Source organism: Limnohabitans sp. Rim28 (assembly GCF_000293865.2).
GTDB lineage: Bacteria > Pseudomonadota > Gammaproteobacteria > Burkholderiales > Burkholderiaceae_C > Limnohabitans_A.
In genome coordinates this window covers 318,972-334,999 of record NZ_ALKN02000001.1, presented here as the reverse complement: position 1 = coordinate 334,999, position 16,028 = coordinate 318,972, and the positions used below count along the sequence as shown (strand labels likewise).

The following is a 16,028-nucleotide window of genomic DNA, read 5'->3' as shown; positions in this document are numbered from 1 at the left end:
CGCCTGAAATCCCTCTACAATTCGCCCCCATGGTCACCCAAACAACTGTCAAAACGCCCAGCGGATCCAGCGATTACTCTGAGGGCTCGATCCGCGTCTTGAAGGGCCTGGAGCCCGTCAAGCAACGCCCGGGCATGTACACCCGCACCGACAACCCCCTGCACATCATCCAAGAGGTGCTGGACAACGCCGCCGACGAGGCGCTGGCGGGGCACGGCAAAAAGATCAAGGTCATCCTGCACATCGATGGCTCGGTCAGCATCGAAGACGATGGCCGAGGCATTCCCTTTGGTCTGCACCCCGAAGAAAACGCCCCGGTGATTGAGCTGGTTTTTACCAGGCTGCACGCGGGCGGCAAGTTCGACAAGGGCAAGGGTGGGGCCTACAGCTTCTCGGGCGGCCTGCATGGCGTAGGCGTTTCGGTGACCAACGCGTTGTCCAAACGGCTGGAAGCCACCAGCTACCGCGAAGGCCAAGTGGCCACCTTGGTGTTTTCGGGCGGCGACGTGACCGAGCCTTTGGTCCAACGCGCCACAGGCGAGGGGGATCGCAAACAAGGCACCACCGTGCGCGCCTGGCCTGACGCCAAATATTTCGAGTCCAGCGCACTGCCCATGAATGAGCTGACGCACTTGCTGCGCAGCAAAGCCGTGCTGATGCCGGGCGTGACGGTGACCTTGGTCCATGAAAAAACCAAGGAAACCCAGCAGTGGCAATACAAAGCAGGCCTGCGCGACTACCTCACGCAGACTTTGAACGGCGATCCGGTGATCCCGCTGTTTGAAGGCGAGGGCTTTGCCGACGCCAACCACGACAGTTTTGCCGAAGGCGAAGGCGCCTCATGGGCGGTGGCCTTCACCGAGGACGGCGCGCCGGTGCGCGAGAGCTATGTCAACCTGATCCCCACCAGCGCAGGTGGCACGCACGACAGCGGTTTGCGCGATGGCCTGTTCACCGCGGTCAAAAGTTTCATCGAGCTGCATGGTCTGCTGCCCAAGGGCGTCAAGCTCATGCCCGAAGACGTGTTCGCCCGCGCCAGCTTTGTGCTGAGCGCCAAAGTGCTGGACCCGCAGTTTCAGGGCCAGATCAAAGAGCGTCTGAATTCGCGTGACGCAGTCCGGCTGGTCTCCAGCTATGTGCGTCCGGCGCTGGAGCTGTGGCTGAACGAGCATGTGGATTACGGCAAAAAACTGGCCGAACTGGCCATCAAGGCCGCGCAAACCCGCCAGAAGGCAGGCCAAAAAGTCGAAAAACGCAAGAGCTCCGGCGTGGCCGTGTTGCCTGGCAAACTGACCGACTGCGAGAGCAAAGACATCCTGCACAACGAGGTGTTTTTGGTCGAGGGCGACTCGGCGGGCGGCAGCGCCAAAATGGGCCGCAACAAAGAGTGCCAGGCCATCTTGCCCCTGCGCGGCAAGGTGCTCAACACCTGGGAGGTGGACCGCGACCGCCTGTTTGCCAACAACGAGATCCACGACATCTCTGTGGCCATCGGGGTGGACCCGCATGGCCCCAACGACGCCCCTGACTTGAGCAACCTGCGCTACGGCAAGGTGTGCATCTTGTCGGACGCGGACGTGGACGGCTCGCACATCCAGGTGCTGCTGCTCACCTTGTTCTTCCGCCACTTTCCCAAGCTCATCGAAGCTGGCCATTTGTATGTGGCAAGGCCTCCGTTGTTCCGCGTCGATGCGCCTGCACGCGGCAAAAAGCCCGCATCCAAAGCCTATGCCCTGGACGAAGGTGAGCTCACCGCCATCATCGACAAGCTGCGCAAAGACGGTGTGAAAGAAGGCGGCTGGAGCATCAGCCGCTTCAAGGGCTTGGGCGAGATGAGCGCTGAGCAGCTGTGGGACACCACCCTCAACCCCGACACGCGCCGCTTGCTGCCGATCGAGCTGGGCCCTTTGGACAACGCGGGCACTGAAAACCTGATGACCCAGCTCATGGGCAAAGGCGAAGCGGCCGCCCGCCGAGAACTGATGGAACTGCACGGCGACAGCATCGACATCGACGTGTGACGAATTCCCTGTAGGAGCCCACCCCGTGGGCGAAATGTCTGAGCAAATCCAACGCCCGCAGGCAGGCGCCTACCCTGAAAGAACCTGATGACCATTGACCTGTTGACCCCCGAACCCACCGCCGCACCCGAAGGCGACCACCTGGGCGCCTACGCCCAGCGTGCTTACCTGGAATACGCGCTGTCCGTCGTCAAAGGCCGCGCCTTGCCCGATGTGTGCGACGGCCAAAAGCCGGTGCAGCGCCGCATTTTGTATTCGATGGACCGCATGGGTCTGTCCTACAGCGGCCCGAACAACAACACCGCCGCCAAGCCGGTCAAAAGCGCCCGCGTGGTGGGCGATGTGCTGGGCCGCTACCACCCGCACGGGGACACCGCCGCCTACGATGCACTGGTGCGCATGGCGCAAGACTTTTCTCAGCGTTACCCCTTGATCGACGGCCAGGGTAACTTTGGCTCGCGCGACGGCGACGGTGCGGCCGCCATGCGCTACACCGAAGCGCGTTTGTCGCGCATCACCAGCTTGCTGCTGGATGAGATCGACATGGGCACGGTGGACTTCATCCCCAACTACGACGGTTCCACCGAAGAACCGCGCCAGCTGCCCGCCCGCTTGCCCTTCAGCTTGCTCAACGGTGCCAGCGGCATTGCCGTGGGCCTGGCCACCGAAATCCCCAGCCACAACCTGCGCGAAGTGGCCGACGCCTGCGTGGCGCTGATCAAGAACGACAAGCTCAGCGACAGCGAGTTGATGGCCATCATTCCTGGCCCCGACTACCCCGGTGGCGGCCAGATCATCAGCCCGGCCAGCGACATTGCCGACGCCTACCGCACGGGGCGCGGCAGCCTGAAGGTCCGTGCCCGCTGGAAGATCGAAGAACTCGCCCGCAGCCAATGGCAGTTGGTGGTGACCGAACTGCCGCAAGGCGTCAGCTCTCAGCGCGTGCTCGAAGAGATTGAAGAACTCACCAACCCCAAAGTCAAGGCCGGCAAAAAAGCGCTCAGCACCGACCAAATGCAACTCAAGGCCAGCCTGTTGGCCGTGCTCGATGTGGTGCGTGACGAATCGAGCAAAGACGCCGCCGTGCGCTTGGTGTTCGAGCCCAAAACCAGCCGCATCGAACAGCAAGAACTCATCACCGCCTTGCTGGCCCACACCAGCCTGGAAACGTCTGCGCCGATCAACATGACGTCCGTGGGCATCGATGGCAAGCCGATCCAGAAGTCGCTGCGCCAGATGCTGGTGGAGTGGATCAGCTTCCGCCAGACCACCATCACCCGCCGCAGCCAGCACCGCTTGAACAAAGTGCTGGACCGCATCCACATTCTGGAAGGCCGCCAGCTGGTGCTGCTGAACATCGACGAGGTGATCCGCATCATCCGCCACAGCGACGAGCCCAAGCCCGCGCTGATCGAGGCCTTCCGCTTGAGCGACCGCCAAGCCGAAGACATCCTCGAAATCCGCCTGCGTCAACTGGCCCGCCTGGAGGCCATCAAGATCGAGCAAGAGCTGAGTGAGCTGCGCGGTGAACAAGGCAAGTTGGAAGAAATTTTGGGCAGCCCCGCTGCGCTGCGCCGCCTGATGGTCAAAGAGATCGAACAGGATGCCAAGACCTTCGCCGACCCGCGCCGCACGCTGATCCAGGAAGAGAAAAAAGCCATCGCCGAAGTCAAGGTGGTGGACGAGCCCGTGACGGTGGTTGTGTCCGAAAAAGGCTGGGTCCGTGCGCGCACGGGCCACGGCCACGATGCCACGAGTTTTGCCTTCAAGGCGGGCGACGGCCTGTATGGCACCTTCGATTGCCGCACGGTGGACACGCTGCTGATGTTTGGCAGCAACGGGCGCATCTACAGCGTGCCCGTGGCCACACTGCCTGGCGCACGCGGTGACGGCCAACCGGTGACCACGCTGATTGAGCTGGAAGCCACCACGCAAATTGCCCACTACTTTGCAGGCCCGGCCCACGCCACGCTGCTGCTGAGCGGCTCAGGCGGCTACGGCTTCATGGCTTCGGTCGAGAACATGATTTCTCGCAACAAAGCAGGCAAGGCCTTCATCAGCCTGGGCGAGGGCGAAACCGTCTGCGCTCCTAGCCACGTGAGCGGCTCCAGCGCCACCGTGCCTGCCGACCAGCCAGCCATGCCGGCAGCCACCAGCGTCTGCTGCGCCAGCACGGGCGGCCGCGTGCTGACCTTTGAGATCAGCGAACTCAAGACCATGGAAAAAGGCGGCCGGGGCCTGATGCTCATCGACCTGGAAGTCAAGGACACCCTGGCAGGTGCGGCGGCCTACACGCGCAGCGTGAAGATCGAAGGCATTGGCCGGGGCGGCAAAGCGCGCGAAGAAACGCTGGAAATCCGCAGCCTGAACAACGCCAAAACCGCCCGTGCCAAAAAAGGCAAAGTGGCGGACTTGGGCTTCAAGCCGAACCGGGTGACGCGGGTGGCGTGATCAGGGCGCAGTCATCAAGCCGTATTGATGCTTTTTTGAGCACACCCTGCCAGCCCTTGTGGGGTGGGGCTTAGCCGGCTTGTCCCTGCACTTGTCCACAGCTTTGGGCACGGTCTTTGGGGATTGTGGGGCTGTTCATGCGGGACAGTCGGGTGCGGGTGGTGCTTTTATGATCGGGGACACCCACTTTCCATCCAGCGACCGAATGCACCCTCTTGACGAAGCCATCGCCCTGCGCTCCACCTCACGCCACGAATTCATGGGCGCAACCCACCCGGCCTACGCCAACATGGTGGGGCCGTTTGGGGGCACCACGGCGGCGCAGTTGTTGCAGGCCGCTCTGTTGCATCCTGAGCGTCTGGGCGAGCCCCTGGCCCTGACGGTCAACTTTGCGGCCCCGGTGGCCGATGGCGAGATTCGCTTTGTGGCGCGGCCCGTGCGCACCAACCGATCGACCCAGCACTGGATCATCGAAGCCCATCAAACGGTCCATGACACGGAGGGCGTCGTGGCCACCGCCACCGCCGTGTTTGCGGTGCGGCGCGAGACTTGGTCGAATGTTGAAGCTGTGATGCCCGCCAATGTGCCCGCCCCAGACGCCGTGCCGCGCATGCTGGTCAAAGGCATGCCGCCTTGGCCGCAGCGCTACGACATGCGCTTTGTCGAAGGCGCATTCCCCGCAGCCTTTGATGAGCAAGAGCAAGCGCACTCGCGCTCGACCCTGTGGTTGCGCGACGAGCCGCCGCGTGCGCTGGACTTTGCCTCTTTGGCCGCCTTGAGCGACAGTTTTTTTCCGCGCATCTACATCCGCCGCCGCCGCCGCGCGATGATCGGCACGGTGTCCCTCACCACCTATTTCCACGCCGACAGCGCCTTGCTGGCGCAAATCGGTACGCGCCATGTGCTGGGCGTGGCCAAGGCACTCAACTACCGCCACGGTTACTTTGACCAGACCGGCGAGCTGTGGAGCCCCGAAGGGCAGCTGCTGGCGAGCACGCACCAGCTGGTGTATTTCAAGGATTGATCGCGAGGGTCAGTACACCGCAGGCTTCAAAAGCCTTGACGTTTTTATTAAACGCATCTACATTAATTCAATGGATGCCAAGCTGAGTTGGGACGAAGCCAAGAGGCAAATCAACCTGCGCAAGCATGGGCTGGACTTTGCCTCGGCAGGGGCTGTTCTGGATTCCCGTTACCGGCTCGACATCCCGGTGGTTCGCCACGCAGAACCTCGAACATTGTCCATGTCCTATGCGATGGGGTTTCTGGCTGTACTGACGGTGATCCATGTGGCACGTGATGGGTCTTGTCGAATCATCAGTTTCCGCCGTGCCAGCCGTGAAGAAAGAGAGGCGTACCTTGTCTGGATCGAAAACGAATGCGATGAGCCGTAAAGACGTGATCACGGCTTTGAAGGTCAAAGAGCGCGAGGCCCCCTATGTGTGGGATGGCCAGGATGAGGACGAGCGCCCGGCTACGCCAGAGGAGTTGGCGCACGGACTGGCGCTGGTCCGCAAACGGGGCAGGCCAGCAGGCAGTGGTGTCAAGGAGCAGGTGGCCATTCGCTTGGACAAGGACATCCTGGAGGCTTTTCGCGCGCAAGGGCAGGGTTGGCAAACGCGCATCAACCAAGCATTGAGGCGCTATTTGGCGGAGCACCCCCCTGCGCAGTCGTGACAACGCGCGAAGGGTGCTCTAGGCTTCAGCGCTTCATCTGCTGCAGCGCACTCGCCACTTCTGTCACCAGCGCCGGGCCTTTGTAGATGAGGCCGGTGTAAATCTGCACCACGTCGGCTCCGGCTTCTATTTTTGAAATCGCGTCGTGTCCGCTCAGGATGCCGCCCACGCCGATGATGGGGAAGTCTTTGCCCAAGGCGGTGCGCAGCCCGCGGATCACGCGGTTGCTGCTGTCCAAAACAGGCGAACCTGACAGGCCGCCCATTTCTTCGGCATGGGGCAGGCCGCTCACGGCGTCACGTGCGAGGGTGGTGTTGGTGGCGATCACGCCGTCCATGCCGTGCTTTTGCAGCGTAGCGGCAATCACGCCCACTTGGGTCTCGTCCAGATCCGGGGCGATTTTCAAGAACATGGGTACGCGGCGGCCGTGTTCGGATGCCAGTTCTTCGCGCCGCGCCACCAAGGCGCCCAGCAGGCCGTCCAATGCCTCATCGCTTTGCAGGGCGCGCAGGTTTTTGGTGTTGGGGCTGGAGATGTTCACGGTCACGTAATCGGCATGCGGGTACACACCGGCCAGCGCAATGAGGTAATCGTCGGTGGCGTTTTCAATCGGGGTTGCAGCGTTCTTGCCGATGTTCAGGCCCAAAAGGCGCCCCTGTTGGCGAAATTTGGAGCGCTTGACGTTGGCCACAAAGGCCTCGAGTCCGTCGTTGTTGAAGCCCAGTCGGTTGATCAAGGCTTGCGCATCAGGCAAGCGGAACATGCGGGGTTGGGGGTTACCTGGCTGGGCCTTGGGGGTGACGGTGCCGACTTCGACAAAGCCAAAACCCATGGCGCCCAGGCCGTCAATGCAGCGGGCGTTTTTGTCCAGGCCTGCGGCCAAGCCCACCCGGTTGGGAAACTGCAGACCCGCCAAGGTGATGGGTTGGGCCACAAAGGGTTGGCGGTAAACGCGGTCGAGGGGGGTGTTTTGGGTGCGGGCCAAGCCCTCGATGGTCAGGTCGTGTGCCTCTTCCGGGTCCATCTTGAACAAAAAGGAGCGGGCGAGGGCATAAGGGATCAGGGACATTGGATAATTCCGGTCTTGCGCAGGGTGCTGCGGCGTTGGGCTGAATGGCCTTGATTGTCGCAAACCCCAGCCTGTTTCTTTTTATCCCTGAACCGAGCTGCTTTCATGACCCAAGACGAACTCAAAGCCCTGGTGGGCCATGCCGCCCTGAAATACGTGGTGCCCGGCGAGATTGTGGGCGTGGGCACAGGCTCTACGGTGAACAAATTCATCGATGCGCTGGCCAGCATGAAAGACCAGATCAAGGGCGCAGTGTCCAGTTCCGAAGCCTCCACCATCCGCCTCAAAGCGCTCGGTATTCCGGTGTATGACAGCAACGAAGTCGAGAGTCTGTCCGTTTACATCGACGGTGCAGACGAAATTGATCACCAAGGCCACATGGTCAAAGGCGGTGGCGCGGCGCTGACCCGAGAAAAAATCGTGGCTGCGCAGAGCCAGCGCTTTGTTTGCATCGCCGACGAGAGCAAGCTGGTGGACACCTTGGGCGCCTTTCCTTTGCCCGTGGAAGTCATCCCCATGGCCACAGCCCGCGTGATCCGTCAGTTTGCGGCCATGGGCGCCAAGGCCGCTGTGCGCCAAAAAGAGGGCCAGCCCTTGGTGACCGACAACGGCCAACACATCGTGGATGTGCAGGGCCTCAAAATCACCGATCCGGTGGGCTTTGAAAACACCGTGAGCCAGTGGCCTGGCGTGGTCACAGTGGGGGTCTTTGCTTTGCAAAAAGCGCAGGTCTGTTTGCTGGGTACGGCCTCAGGGGTCAAGACACTGGACTTTTAAAATCAGCCCAGTTGTTGACGCAGCACGGTCTTGAGGACCTTCCCGTAATTGTTCTTGGGCAAGCTGCTCACCACCTCGTAGCGCTTGGGCCGTTTAAAACGGGCGATCTCTTGCAGGCACAAGGCGTCCAGCGCGTGCGTGTCAAGCGTGTGTCCTGCTTGAGGCACCACAAAAGCCACCACCACCTCACCCCATTCGGGATCGGGCGCGCCCACCACGGCCACTTCGGCCACGCCGGGGGCGTGCAGCAGCACTTCTTCGATTTCGCGCGGGTAGATGTTGGAACCGCCGCTGATGATCAGGTCTTTGCTGCGGTCTTTCAGGGTCAAAAAGCCGTCGGCGTCCAGGCAGCCCATGTCGCCCGTGAACAGCCAGCCGTTCTGAATGGCATGGGCCGTGGCCTCGGGGTTGCGCCAGTAGCCAGCCATGACGCTGTCGCCTTGGATCAGCACCTCGCCCACTTCGCCCAGGGGCAAGTCTTGCCCTTGCGCGTCGGTCACCCGGATGCGCACCGGCGTTTGCGCCACACCCACAGAAGCCAAGCGTTCTGCGTAGCGCGGGTGGGCGGTGTCCTGCAGGTGTTGACGTGACAAGGCGGTGCCCACCATGGGGCTTTCCCCTTGGCCGTAAATCTGCACAAAGCGCGGGCCCATGACGCGCAGCGCACGCTGGATGTCGGCGGCATACATCGGGGCGCCGCCGTACACCACGGTCTTGAACGATTGCCCGCAAGTATTGGTCGTCAGGCCTGCGGCCTCAGCGTGGTCCACCAAGCGTTTGACGATGGTGGGCGCCGCAAACATGGACAGTGGCCCGATCTGCTGGCCCAGCGCAAACAGCTCGGCCGGATCGAACCCGCCCGATGGCGGCACCATGTGCCGGGCCCCCGCCATGAGGTGGGGAATGGCATAAATGCCCGCGCCGTGTGACATGGGCGCAGCATAAGCAATCGTGTCGCGCGGGGCCAAGCCATCGACATCCGAAAAATAGGCCAGTCCCATGGTCATCAGGTTTCGATGGGTGATCATCACGCCCTTAGGCCGGCCCGTGGTGCCACTGGTGTAAAACAACCAGGCCAGATCATCCGAAGCCCGTTCGTGTATGGGCGTGTCTGCTGCGCCTTCAGCGCCGTGCCACAGCGCATCGGCTTGGGCACTGTCCACATCGATCACTTGCTCCAGGCTTTGCAAGCTGTCACCGGTCTCGCTGGTGATGTCGGCCGTCACAAAAGCCCAGCGGGCCTGTGCGTTGTCGATGATCCATTGCGCCTCGCGCAGGTGCAGTTTGGCGTTGATGGGCACCACCGCCAAGCCGGCCCACCAAGCTGCAAACATCACTTCCAGGTAGCGCACATGGTTGCGCATGAACAGGGCCACCCTGTCCCCGGGTTGCAGACCGGCGGCTTGGAACTGTGCCGCCAAGTGCTGGCAGCGCTTGGCCCATTGCCCGTGCGTCGCCACCTTGTGCGTGCCCAGAAAAATAGCGGGCTGCTCGGGGGCCATGCGGGCTTGGCGTTGCAGCAGATGGGCGAGGTTCAATTCGGACTCCGACAAAAAAGAGGGGGCATTGTGGTTGGAAGGGCCACTTGCAAGGTGTCTCGCCCAGGTCTTTCAGGCTTTGCGCAGCAACAAGCGCAGATCGGGACCGATGCGGTCAACGGTGTGGAACGCCAGTTTCACCGAGTCGGTGAGCGCTGTCAGCGTTGGAAGCTTGGCCATGCCCTGGCCGGGGCCGAGCAACTGCGGAGCGATGTAGAGCAGGTATTCGTCCACCAGTCCTTCTCGGATGAATGACCCGTTGAGTTTGTGGCCCGCTTCGACATGCAGTTCGTTGATCTCTCGCCGAGCCAAGTCGCGCAGCATCGCGGCGAGATCGACCTTGCCGTTGGGGCTGGGCAGGTCGAGGACAGTGGCTCCCCGTGCAGTCAGGGCTGCGCATTTTTGGGCTTGCAGGGGGTTGTTCGGGTCGATGGCGGTGTAAATCCAGATTTGGCGGGCCTGGTCGCCCGAGCCTTGGGTGTCCAGCAGCTTGGCGTTCAGGGGCATGTCCAGCTTGCTGTCGACCACCACCAGGTGGGGTTGGCGCGGCACTTCGAATCCGCGCACGTTCAACTGGGGATCGTCTTCGAGCACCGTGCCGATGCCGGTGAGCACCGCACAGGCGCGCGCACGCCAAGCGTGGCCATCGGCACGGGCCTCAGGGCCAGTGATCCATTGGCTTTGGCCATTTTGCAAAGCGGTTTGGCCGTCCAGCGAGGTGGCCACTTTCATGCGCACCCAGGGCGATTGCCGTTCCATCCGGCTGAAAAAACCGATGTTCAACTCACGGGCTTGCTGAGCGGCTTCGCTGTGCGCATCGAGCAGTTCGGTCTGTACCCCAGCTGCAGCCAATTGAGCCATGCCCTGACCTGCCACAAGTGGGTTGGGGTCACGCATGGCCACGACCACGCGGGCGATGCCGGCGGCGGCCAAGGCGTCGCAACAGGGCCCGGTGCGTCCTTGATGGGCGCAGGGTTCCAGCGTGACCCAAGCGGTGGCGCCTGAAACAGAGTGGCCGTGTTTTTCGGCGTCCCGCAGGGCCATGATTTCGGCATGCGGCCCGCCTGCACGCTGGGTGTGGCCTTGGCCCAGCACGGCCCCATCAGGGGCGGTGATGACACAGCCCACGCGCGGGTTCGGAGAAGTCAGCCACAAGGCTTGGGCGGCCAAAGCCAGCGCCTGCTGCATGGGCGGGGTGGGTTGGATGGGACTTTGGGTTGGGGGCACGGTCATGGGGCTCGAAAATCAGGAAAAACGCTTCAGCGCAGTGTCATCAGCGGGTTGTCGTCAGGGCGAGGATACGCCAACCCAAGAGGGCAAGGTGCTCACGCTGCTGCGCCAGCTGATCTGTGGGTCCGAATGATCGCTTGAGGCGCCACCCACGCGTCTGTTGGGCCAAGACACCTGCACCAGCAGGTCGGTGGACTGTCCTTGTGGCGAAGTCTGTGCTTGCCGGGTATAGCGGGTGCCCTGCACCACGATGCTCTGTTGCGCCGGACACGCGGCAGTTGGGGTATGGGCCTGAGCCTGCAGACAATCCATGGCCTCGAGCGCGAGCATCTGGCCCACGGCGTTTTGCCGGCTTTCGGTGGCCGTTTGCTGTGATTTGAGCGCGAGTTGGGCGGCACCCAGCAAACCGATGGCCAAGACGGCGGAGGCGATGAGTGCCTCGACCAAAGCCATGCCCTCTTGGTGTGCGGGCCGGCTGGCCTTCCATGAGGGTTTCATGGCGAACCCTCGCTCCAACTGCCGTTGATGCGTTGAATTCGGCGGGCATCGATGCCTTCAGGCCAATTCAAGATATAGGCGTCTCGGCCTTGTGGGGTGGCCACAACCGTGCCCGAGCGCCACTCGGGCATGCCAGATTCGACCACCAGTTGGCCTTCTATGCGGCCGCCTTCCCAGCCGCGCATTTTTTCGTCGTTGCAGCCCGAGTCCAGCAACACGCTTCCCATGATGCGCACCCCTGCACCGATGCGTGGACACCGCTGGGCGCAGGCCAGGGCAGAAAACACCAACAAAGCCGGAATCTCTGGGGTGCCCACACTGGTGTGCCAATCCGCTGGGCTGTCGATCCAATAAATAGATCGAGGAGGGGAGGTCTGCGCGGTCAGGCCGTTGCGCTCCTGAGCCTGGGACCAAGCTTTCAATTGCCCGTCTTCAATCGAACCCAACACGCTGGCCCAAGCTTTTCGCTGGCAAGGGCTGCGCGTCCCGGCCGTACTGGGGCCGGTGCGGGTGCCCCCGCCGGGCATGCTGACCGTGCTCAGAGCCAAGCAGGTGTTTCTTTCGGCCGTGGAGATGAGGCCATTGCCATTGGTGTCCGCCACAAAATGGGTTTGAACCACCGGGGCTTGGGCTGTACCGCTGCAGCTTTCACCTCGGCTAATCAGGGGGCAGATCCGCAGCTGGGCCCCCAACGCTTCACTGATGCAGCCTTGGGTGACTACAGCCGCTGGGCTGGCCAAGCTGGGGGCAGGTGCCACGGCCGGCACAAACAGGCTCTCACGCATGTGGGCTTGGCTGCCTTGCCCGCTGTGGCTGGCGCTGGCATGCAGGGTGATGACATGGGGCGACATCAGCAAATCGCGCACGGCGGTGACCCGTCCTTGTACTCTTGGCATGTCTGGGTGCTGCGCGGTGCCCATGTCGCTGCATTGCCAGCCCAAACCCGACACGCCTGAGGGGCAGGCCGCTTGAACCGCCAACCAGTCGGTCAAAGGCGTGCTCGCGGCAGTGCTTTGAGCGAGGGCCAGAGCCATGCCTGCGGCCAAGCGCGCTTGCGCGGCGCGGGCGTGGTTTTGGCTGGCGAGTTGGTCGAACAGCACGGTGCGGGCGCTGTACAAACTGGTCAGACTGGCCAACATCACCAAGCCAACGGCCACCATCAGAGTGACAGCGCCTTTTTGTCTGGAACACGAGGGGCGAGCGGTCATGGGCACGTTCATGGGCAAAACAGCGCTTGTTGGCTGCCCGGTATGTCGTTGCGCAAGTGCACCGTCTTGGACAAGGTGAAGTGCCGAGACGCATCGCTGGGCCATTGGGCTTTGAGGGTCATCTGGACGCTGCGGCGCAGCCAGCCTTGGTGCGCCTCGCATTGCATTTGCCAGGCCAAGTCGGTGATGTGCACGGTTTGGCTGTGGGTGATGGCCTGCCAATCGCCGCTGGCGCTGCAAGATCTTTTGGCGTGCAATGTGGTGCCAGACAGGCGAAAACCCATGCATTCGTCGTTGTCTTGTTCGCCGTTGTGGTTGCGGTCGTGGCTGAAATCGATCCAGTCGCCTTCGATGCTGAAGTCTTCGAAACCGTCGCAAAAAGTGTCATCGCAAAGTGTGGGGGAGCGGGTCGCCCATGCGTTGGCCGAGTATTGGGTCTTGCGCAGTTCGCGGCCCATCCAGTCTGCGGCGACGCGCAATTCATGGTTCAGATGGCTGTCTTGCCAGGCCATTCGGTGCCCCCGCAAATGGTGGGCCAGCAGGCTGCTGCCTCCGGCCAGTACGACCAAGCCCACCGACAAGCCCACCATCAGGCCCATCAAGGTTTCCCCTTTTTGAATGGTTTTGGCCATGGCGCTAACGTCGCCAGCAGCGCGCCACATCGCTGTCAGGCGATGCGCCTGCACCCAACACCACATGGGCACTGCCTTGCCAGCGCAACTGCAAGGGTGTGCAGGCTTGGTCTGCGGCTTGGGCGCCCACGGCAACGGCCTGGGCGGTGTAGGTGTCCGCCGTGCTCTCGACCAGGCGAATCCGGTAATGTCCCAGAGGGGAGAGGTCGCTGGACCAACCCATTGCCGCCAGGCTTTCGGCATGAGTGTCATGCATGCTCCGCCAACGTGCTTGGTCGGTTTGCAACTGCAACAAAGCCGCTTGACCGTCGCTGCGGCGAGCCAGACGCTGTTGCTCTTGGTAAGCGGGGAGGGCCAACGCGGCCAGTATGCCCAGCAGCGCCAAACAAACCAGCATTTCGGTCAAGGTCCAGCCTCGGCTTTTGGCCGTTTGAAAGCGAGGTGCTTGGGGGACAAAGCCCAATTTTTTGGGCTTGGCGTTGAACCGCTGCATGGGGTGGCCTCCTCATGGTGGGATTTAATTGTGGCTTTTTGTATTCATCTTGTACAGTTTCAAGCCACACCCCCCAAACCTGCTGCCTCAAGATGCCGCTACCGATGCTTGTCCCAACTCCGCCCCGAGGCAAAACCCAGCAGCATGGCTTTACCTTGCTGGAGGCCTTGGTGGCGATGGCTTTGCTGGGCATTTTGGTGGGCTTGGCAGCACCTGCCATGTCGGGGCTTCGGGCGCGTCAGCAGTTGCAAGGCCAAGGCGAGGCTTTTTTGAACAGCTTGGTCTTGGCCCGTTCGGAGGCTTTGCGAAGACAGCAAGGGGTGAGCGTTTGCGCTCAGGGCTTAGAAGCCCAATGCGACTCGCTGGGTCGCTGGCACCAAGGCTGGTTGGTGTTTGCCGATACCAACCACAACGGCAAGAGGGATTGGGGTGAAGTGCTGATTGAGGCCAGACCTGGGGTGCCTGTTGGCATGCAGGTGGGAGTGAGCAACACGGTGAAAACCTATTTTTCTTACAACGCGGAAGGTCGCAGTGCCAGTGCCAGCGGTGCGTTCATGGCCGGGACTTGGCGCTTTTGCAGGCCGGATTCAAGTGCGGGCTGGCAAGTGGTGGTCAATGCGCTGGGCCGGCCTCGGATCGAGGCCTATACCGTGCAGCTTTGTGCTTGAGTGCCGAGTGAGGTTCAGCGCTGCACCTCATCGACCAGCGTCTTGAAGGCGTCGATGTCCTCGAAGTTGCGGTACACGCTGGCAAAGCGCACATAGGCCACTTTGTCGAGCTTTTTCAACTCCCGCATCACAAGCTCGCCGATGCGGTGCGAGGCCACCTCACGGATGCCTAAATTGAGGAGCTTTTCTTCGATGCGCTCAATCGCACCGTCCACCTGTTCGATGCTCACCGGGCGCTTGCGCAAGGCCAAACGCAGGCTGGCCAACAATTTATCGCGCTGGTAATCGATGCGACGACCGTCTTTTTTGACGATGGCCGGAAAGCTGACCTCCGGCTTTTCGTAGGTCGTGAAGCGCTTTTCACAGGCGCCACATTGGCGCCGTCGCCGAATGAAGTCCCCGTCTTCGGCCAACCGCGTCTCCACCACCTGGGTTTCGAGGTGGCCGCAGAAAGGGCATTTCATGGTGCGCCTCGCTCAGCCGTAGACCGGAAAGCGGCTGGTCAGCGCGTGCACTTTGGCGCGCACAGCGGCCAGATTGGCTTCGTCCAGCGGGTTGTCCAGCACGTCAGCAATCAGGTGGGCGGTGGCGCGGGCCTCTTCGTCCTTGAAGCCACGGGTCGTGAGGGCCGGGGTGCCGATGCGCACGCCGCTGGTGACGAACGGTTTTTCGGGGTCGTTCGGAATGGCGTTTTTGTTGATCGTCATGTGGGCGTTGCCCAAAGCGACTTCTGCCACCTTGCCGGTGATGCCTTTGGCCCGGAGGTCCACCAGCATGACGTGGCTCTGGGTACCACCGCTGACGATGCGCAGGCCCCGCTGCGTCAAAGTCTCGGCCATGATCTGTGCGTTTTTGATGACCTGGGCTTGGTAGGCCTTGAACTCAGGCGTCATGGCTTCTTTGAAGGCGACGGCTTTGGCTGCGATGACGTGCATCAGTGGACCGCCTTGAAGGCCGGGGAAGATCGCGCTGTTGATGGCTTTTTCGTGCTCGGCTTTCATCAAAATGATGCCGCCGCGGGGGCCGCGCAAGCTCTTGTGGGTGGTCGACGTCACCACATCAGCGTGCGGTACCGGGTTGGGGTAGACGCCTGCAGCGATCAAACCCGAGTAATGGGCCATGTCCACCAAAAAGATGGCGCCCACCTCTTTGGCAATCTTGGCAAACCGCTCAAAGTCAATGTGGAGTGAATAGGCCGAGGCACCGGCGATGATGAGCTTGGGCTTGTGCTCGCGGGCCTTGGCTTCCATGGCTTCATAGTCGATGGCTTCATGGGCGTCCAAGCCGTAGGAAATGGCGTTGAACCATTTGCCAGACATGTTCAGCGGCATGCCGTGGGTCAGGTGACCGCCTTCGGCCAGGCTCATGCCCAAAATGGTGTCGCCCGGCTTCAAGAACGCCAAGAACACAGCCTCGTTGGCCGATGCGCCGCAATGCGGCTGCACGTTGGCGGCTTCAGCCCCGTAAATTTGTTTGATGCGGTCGATGGCCAATTGTTCGGCCACGTCGACGTATTCACAGCCACCGTAATAACGCTTGCCGGGGTAGCCTTCGGCGTACTTGTTGGTCAACTGGCTCCCTTGGGCCGCCATGACCGCTGGGGAGGCGTAGTTCTCGCTGGCAATCAGCTCAATGTGGTGCTCTTGTCGGGCGTTTTCGGCCTGGATGGCAGCGAACAGCTCGGGATCGGTTTGTTCAATCAGTGTGTTGCGGTTGTACATGGCAGTCCTTCAAATGATGGAACCTTGGAGGGTCAGTTGTGACAA

General features: G+C 61.9%; 16 protein-coding genes. 7 read left to right on the top strand and 9 right to left on the bottom strand.

What is annotated here, in order from left to right; all coding sequences use genetic code 11:
- Window positions 1–29: 29 nt before the first annotated feature.
- The 5 genes from B472_RS01545 to B472_RS01525 all read left to right on the top strand — a co-directional run bounded on the left by B472_RS01545 (window position 30) and on the right by B472_RS01525 (window position 6,149).
- Window positions 30–2,021: a DNA topoisomerase IV subunit B gene (locus tag B472_RS01545; protein ID WP_019428068.1), complete on the top strand. Its 1,992-nt coding sequence runs from the start codon at window positions 30–32 to the stop codon at window positions 2,019–2,021.
- An 87-nt stretch (window positions 2,022–2,108) separates the two neighbouring features.
- Window positions 2,109–4,472 carry a DNA topoisomerase IV subunit A gene (parC, locus tag B472_RS01540; protein WP_019428067.1) on the top strand — a complete coding sequence of 788 codons (2,364 nt, stop codon included), beginning with the start codon at window positions 2,109–2,111 and terminating at the stop codon, window positions 4,470–4,472.
- Window positions 4,473–4,677: 205 nt separating this feature from the next.
- Window positions 4,678–5,496: an acyl-CoA thioesterase II gene (locus tag B472_RS01535; RefSeq protein ID WP_040506076.1), complete on the top strand. Its 819-nt coding sequence runs from the start codon at window positions 4,678–4,680 to the stop codon at window positions 5,494–5,496.
- Window positions 5,497–5,566: 70 nt separating this feature from the next.
- Entirely contained in the window at window positions 5,567–5,866 is a 300-nt protein-coding gene (locus B472_RS01530) for a BrnT family toxin (protein ID WP_019428065.1), read from the top strand.
- Entirely contained in the window at window positions 5,856–6,149 is a 294-nt protein-coding gene (locus B472_RS01525; protein WP_019428064.1) for a BrnA antitoxin family protein, read from the top strand. Before B472_RS01530 ends, B472_RS01525 begins: the two co-directional genes overlap by 11 nt.
- A gap of 25 nt (window positions 6,150–6,174) precedes the next feature.
- On the opposite strand, the gene B472_RS01520 is transcribed toward B472_RS01525, so the two are convergent.
- On the bottom strand, window positions 6,175–7,218 hold the full coding sequence (locus tag B472_RS01520; protein WP_019428063.1) for a quinone-dependent dihydroorotate dehydrogenase: 1,044 nt from the start codon (window positions 7,216–7,218) through the stop codon (window positions 6,175–6,177).
- A gap of 105 nt (window positions 7,219–7,323) precedes the next feature.
- Between B472_RS01520 and rpiA the strand changes: the two genes are divergently transcribed.
- Window positions 7,324–7,995 carry a ribose-5-phosphate isomerase RpiA gene (gene rpiA / locus B472_RS01515; RefSeq protein WP_019428062.1) on the top strand — a complete coding sequence of 224 codons (672 nt, stop codon included), beginning with the start codon at window positions 7,324–7,326 and terminating at the stop codon, window positions 7,993–7,995.
- 2 nt (window positions 7,996–7,997) lie between these two features.
- On the opposite strand, the gene B472_RS01510 is transcribed toward rpiA, so the two are convergent.
- The 6 genes from B472_RS01510 to B472_RS01485 all read right to left on the bottom strand — a co-directional run bounded on the left by B472_RS01510 (window position 7,998) and on the right by B472_RS01485 (window position 13,594).
- Window positions 7,998–9,533 (bottom strand): class I adenylate-forming enzyme family protein, encoded by a 1,536-nt coding sequence (locus B472_RS01510; RefSeq protein WP_019428061.1) that lies wholly within the window; start codon window positions 9,531–9,533, stop codon window positions 7,998–8,000.
- A gap of 72 nt (window positions 9,534–9,605) precedes the next feature.
- Entirely contained in the window at window positions 9,606–10,766 is a 1,161-nt protein-coding gene (gene ribD, locus B472_RS01505; RefSeq protein WP_019428060.1) for a bifunctional diaminohydroxyphosphoribosylaminopyrimidine deaminase/5-amino-6-(5-phosphoribosylamino)uracil reductase RibD, read from the bottom strand.
- A 54-nt stretch (window positions 10,767–10,820) separates the two neighbouring features.
- Complete coding sequence (locus B472_RS01500) at window positions 10,821–11,261, bottom strand: hypothetical protein (RefSeq protein WP_019428059.1); 441 nt, start codon at window positions 11,259–11,261, stop codon at window positions 10,821–10,823.
- Window positions 11,258–12,469, bottom strand: a complete 1,212-nt coding sequence (locus B472_RS01495; protein ID WP_116798551.1) for a hypothetical protein — start codon at window positions 12,467–12,469, stop codon at window positions 11,258–11,260. Before B472_RS01495 ends, B472_RS01500 begins: the two co-directional genes overlap by 4 nt.
- 8 nt (window positions 12,470–12,477) lie before the next feature.
- Window positions 12,478–13,101 carry a PilW family protein gene (locus B472_RS01490; protein ID WP_238147355.1) on the bottom strand — a complete coding sequence of 208 codons (624 nt, stop codon included), beginning with the start codon at window positions 13,099–13,101 and terminating at the stop codon, window positions 12,478–12,480.
- A gap of 4 nt (window positions 13,102–13,105) precedes the next feature.
- The gene (locus B472_RS01485; protein ID WP_019428056.1) at window positions 13,106–13,594 is read right to left on the bottom strand and encodes a type IV pilin protein; all 489 of its coding nucleotides are present in this window, start codon (window positions 13,592–13,594) and stop codon (window positions 13,106–13,108) included.
- A 104-nt stretch (window positions 13,595–13,698) separates the two neighbouring features.
- Here B472_RS01485 and B472_RS01480 point away from each other — a divergent pair, with 104 nt between their 5' ends.
- Window positions 13,699–14,262, top strand: a complete 564-nt coding sequence (locus B472_RS01480; RefSeq protein WP_081504990.1) for a GspH/FimT family pseudopilin — start codon at window positions 13,699–13,701, stop codon at window positions 14,260–14,262.
- Window positions 14,263–14,276: 14 nt separating this feature from the next.
- Here the strand turns inward: B472_RS01480 and nrdR are convergent, their stop codons facing one another.
- Window positions 14,277–14,726 (bottom strand): transcriptional regulator NrdR, encoded by a 450-nt coding sequence (nrdR, locus tag B472_RS01475; protein WP_019428054.1) that lies wholly within the window; start codon window positions 14,724–14,726, stop codon window positions 14,277–14,279.
- A 12-nt stretch (window positions 14,727–14,738) separates the two neighbouring features.
- Entirely contained in the window at window positions 14,739–15,983 is a 1,245-nt protein-coding gene (glyA, locus tag B472_RS01470) for a serine hydroxymethyltransferase (RefSeq protein ID WP_019428053.1), read from the bottom strand.
- Between the last annotated feature and the right edge of the window lie 45 nt (window positions 15,984–16,028).

Bases quoted from the DNA above. Each gene is read 5' to 3' on its own strand.
- glyA (WP_019428053.1), bottom strand. From the start codon at position 15,983: ATGTACAACCGCAACACACTGATTGAACAAACCGATCCCGAGCTGTTC.
- B472_RS01525 (WP_019428064.1), top strand. From the start codon at position 5,856: ATGAGCCGTAAAGACGTGATCACGGCTTTGAAGGTCAAAGAGCGCGAG.
- B472_RS01485 (WP_019428056.1), bottom strand. From the start codon at position 13,594: ATGCAGCGGTTCAACGCCAAGCCCAAAAAATTGGGCTTTGTCCCCCAA.
- B472_RS01490 (WP_238147355.1), bottom strand. From the start codon at position 13,101: ATGGCCAAAACCATTCAAAAAGGGGAAACCTTGATGGGCCTGATGGTG.
- rpiA (WP_019428062.1), top strand. From the start codon at position 7,324: ATGACCCAAGACGAACTCAAAGCCCTGGTGGGCCATGCCGCCCTGAAA.
- B472_RS01495 (WP_116798551.1), bottom strand. From the start codon at position 12,469: ATGACCGCTCGCCCCTCGTGTTCCAGACAAAAAGGCGCTGTCACTCTG.
- B472_RS01500 (WP_019428059.1), bottom strand. From the start codon at position 11,261: ATGAAACCCTCATGGAAGGCCAGCCGGCCCGCACACCAAGAGGGCATG.
- B472_RS01545 (WP_019428068.1), top strand. From the start codon at position 30: ATGGTCACCCAAACAACTGTCAAAACGCCCAGCGGATCCAGCGATTAC.
- B472_RS01530 (WP_019428065.1), top strand. From the start codon at position 5,567: ATGGATGCCAAGCTGAGTTGGGACGAAGCCAAGAGGCAAATCAACCTG.
- nrdR (WP_019428054.1), bottom strand. From the start codon at position 14,726: ATGAAATGCCCTTTCTGCGGCCACCTCGAAACCCAGGTGGTGGAGACG.
- B472_RS01520 (WP_019428063.1), bottom strand. From the start codon at position 7,218: ATGTCCCTGATCCCTTATGCCCTCGCCCGCTCCTTTTTGTTCAAGATG.
- ribD (WP_019428060.1), bottom strand. From the start codon at position 10,766: ATGACCGTGCCCCCAACCCAAAGTCCCATCCAACCCACCCCGCCCATG.
- B472_RS01480 (WP_081504990.1), top strand. From the start codon at position 13,699: ATGCTTGTCCCAACTCCGCCCCGAGGCAAAACCCAGCAGCATGGCTTT.
- B472_RS01535 (WP_040506076.1), top strand. From the start codon at position 4,678: ATGCACCCTCTTGACGAAGCCATCGCCCTGCGCTCCACCTCACGCCAC.
- parC (WP_019428067.1), top strand. From the start codon at position 2,109: ATGACCATTGACCTGTTGACCCCCGAACCCACCGCCGCACCCGAAGGC.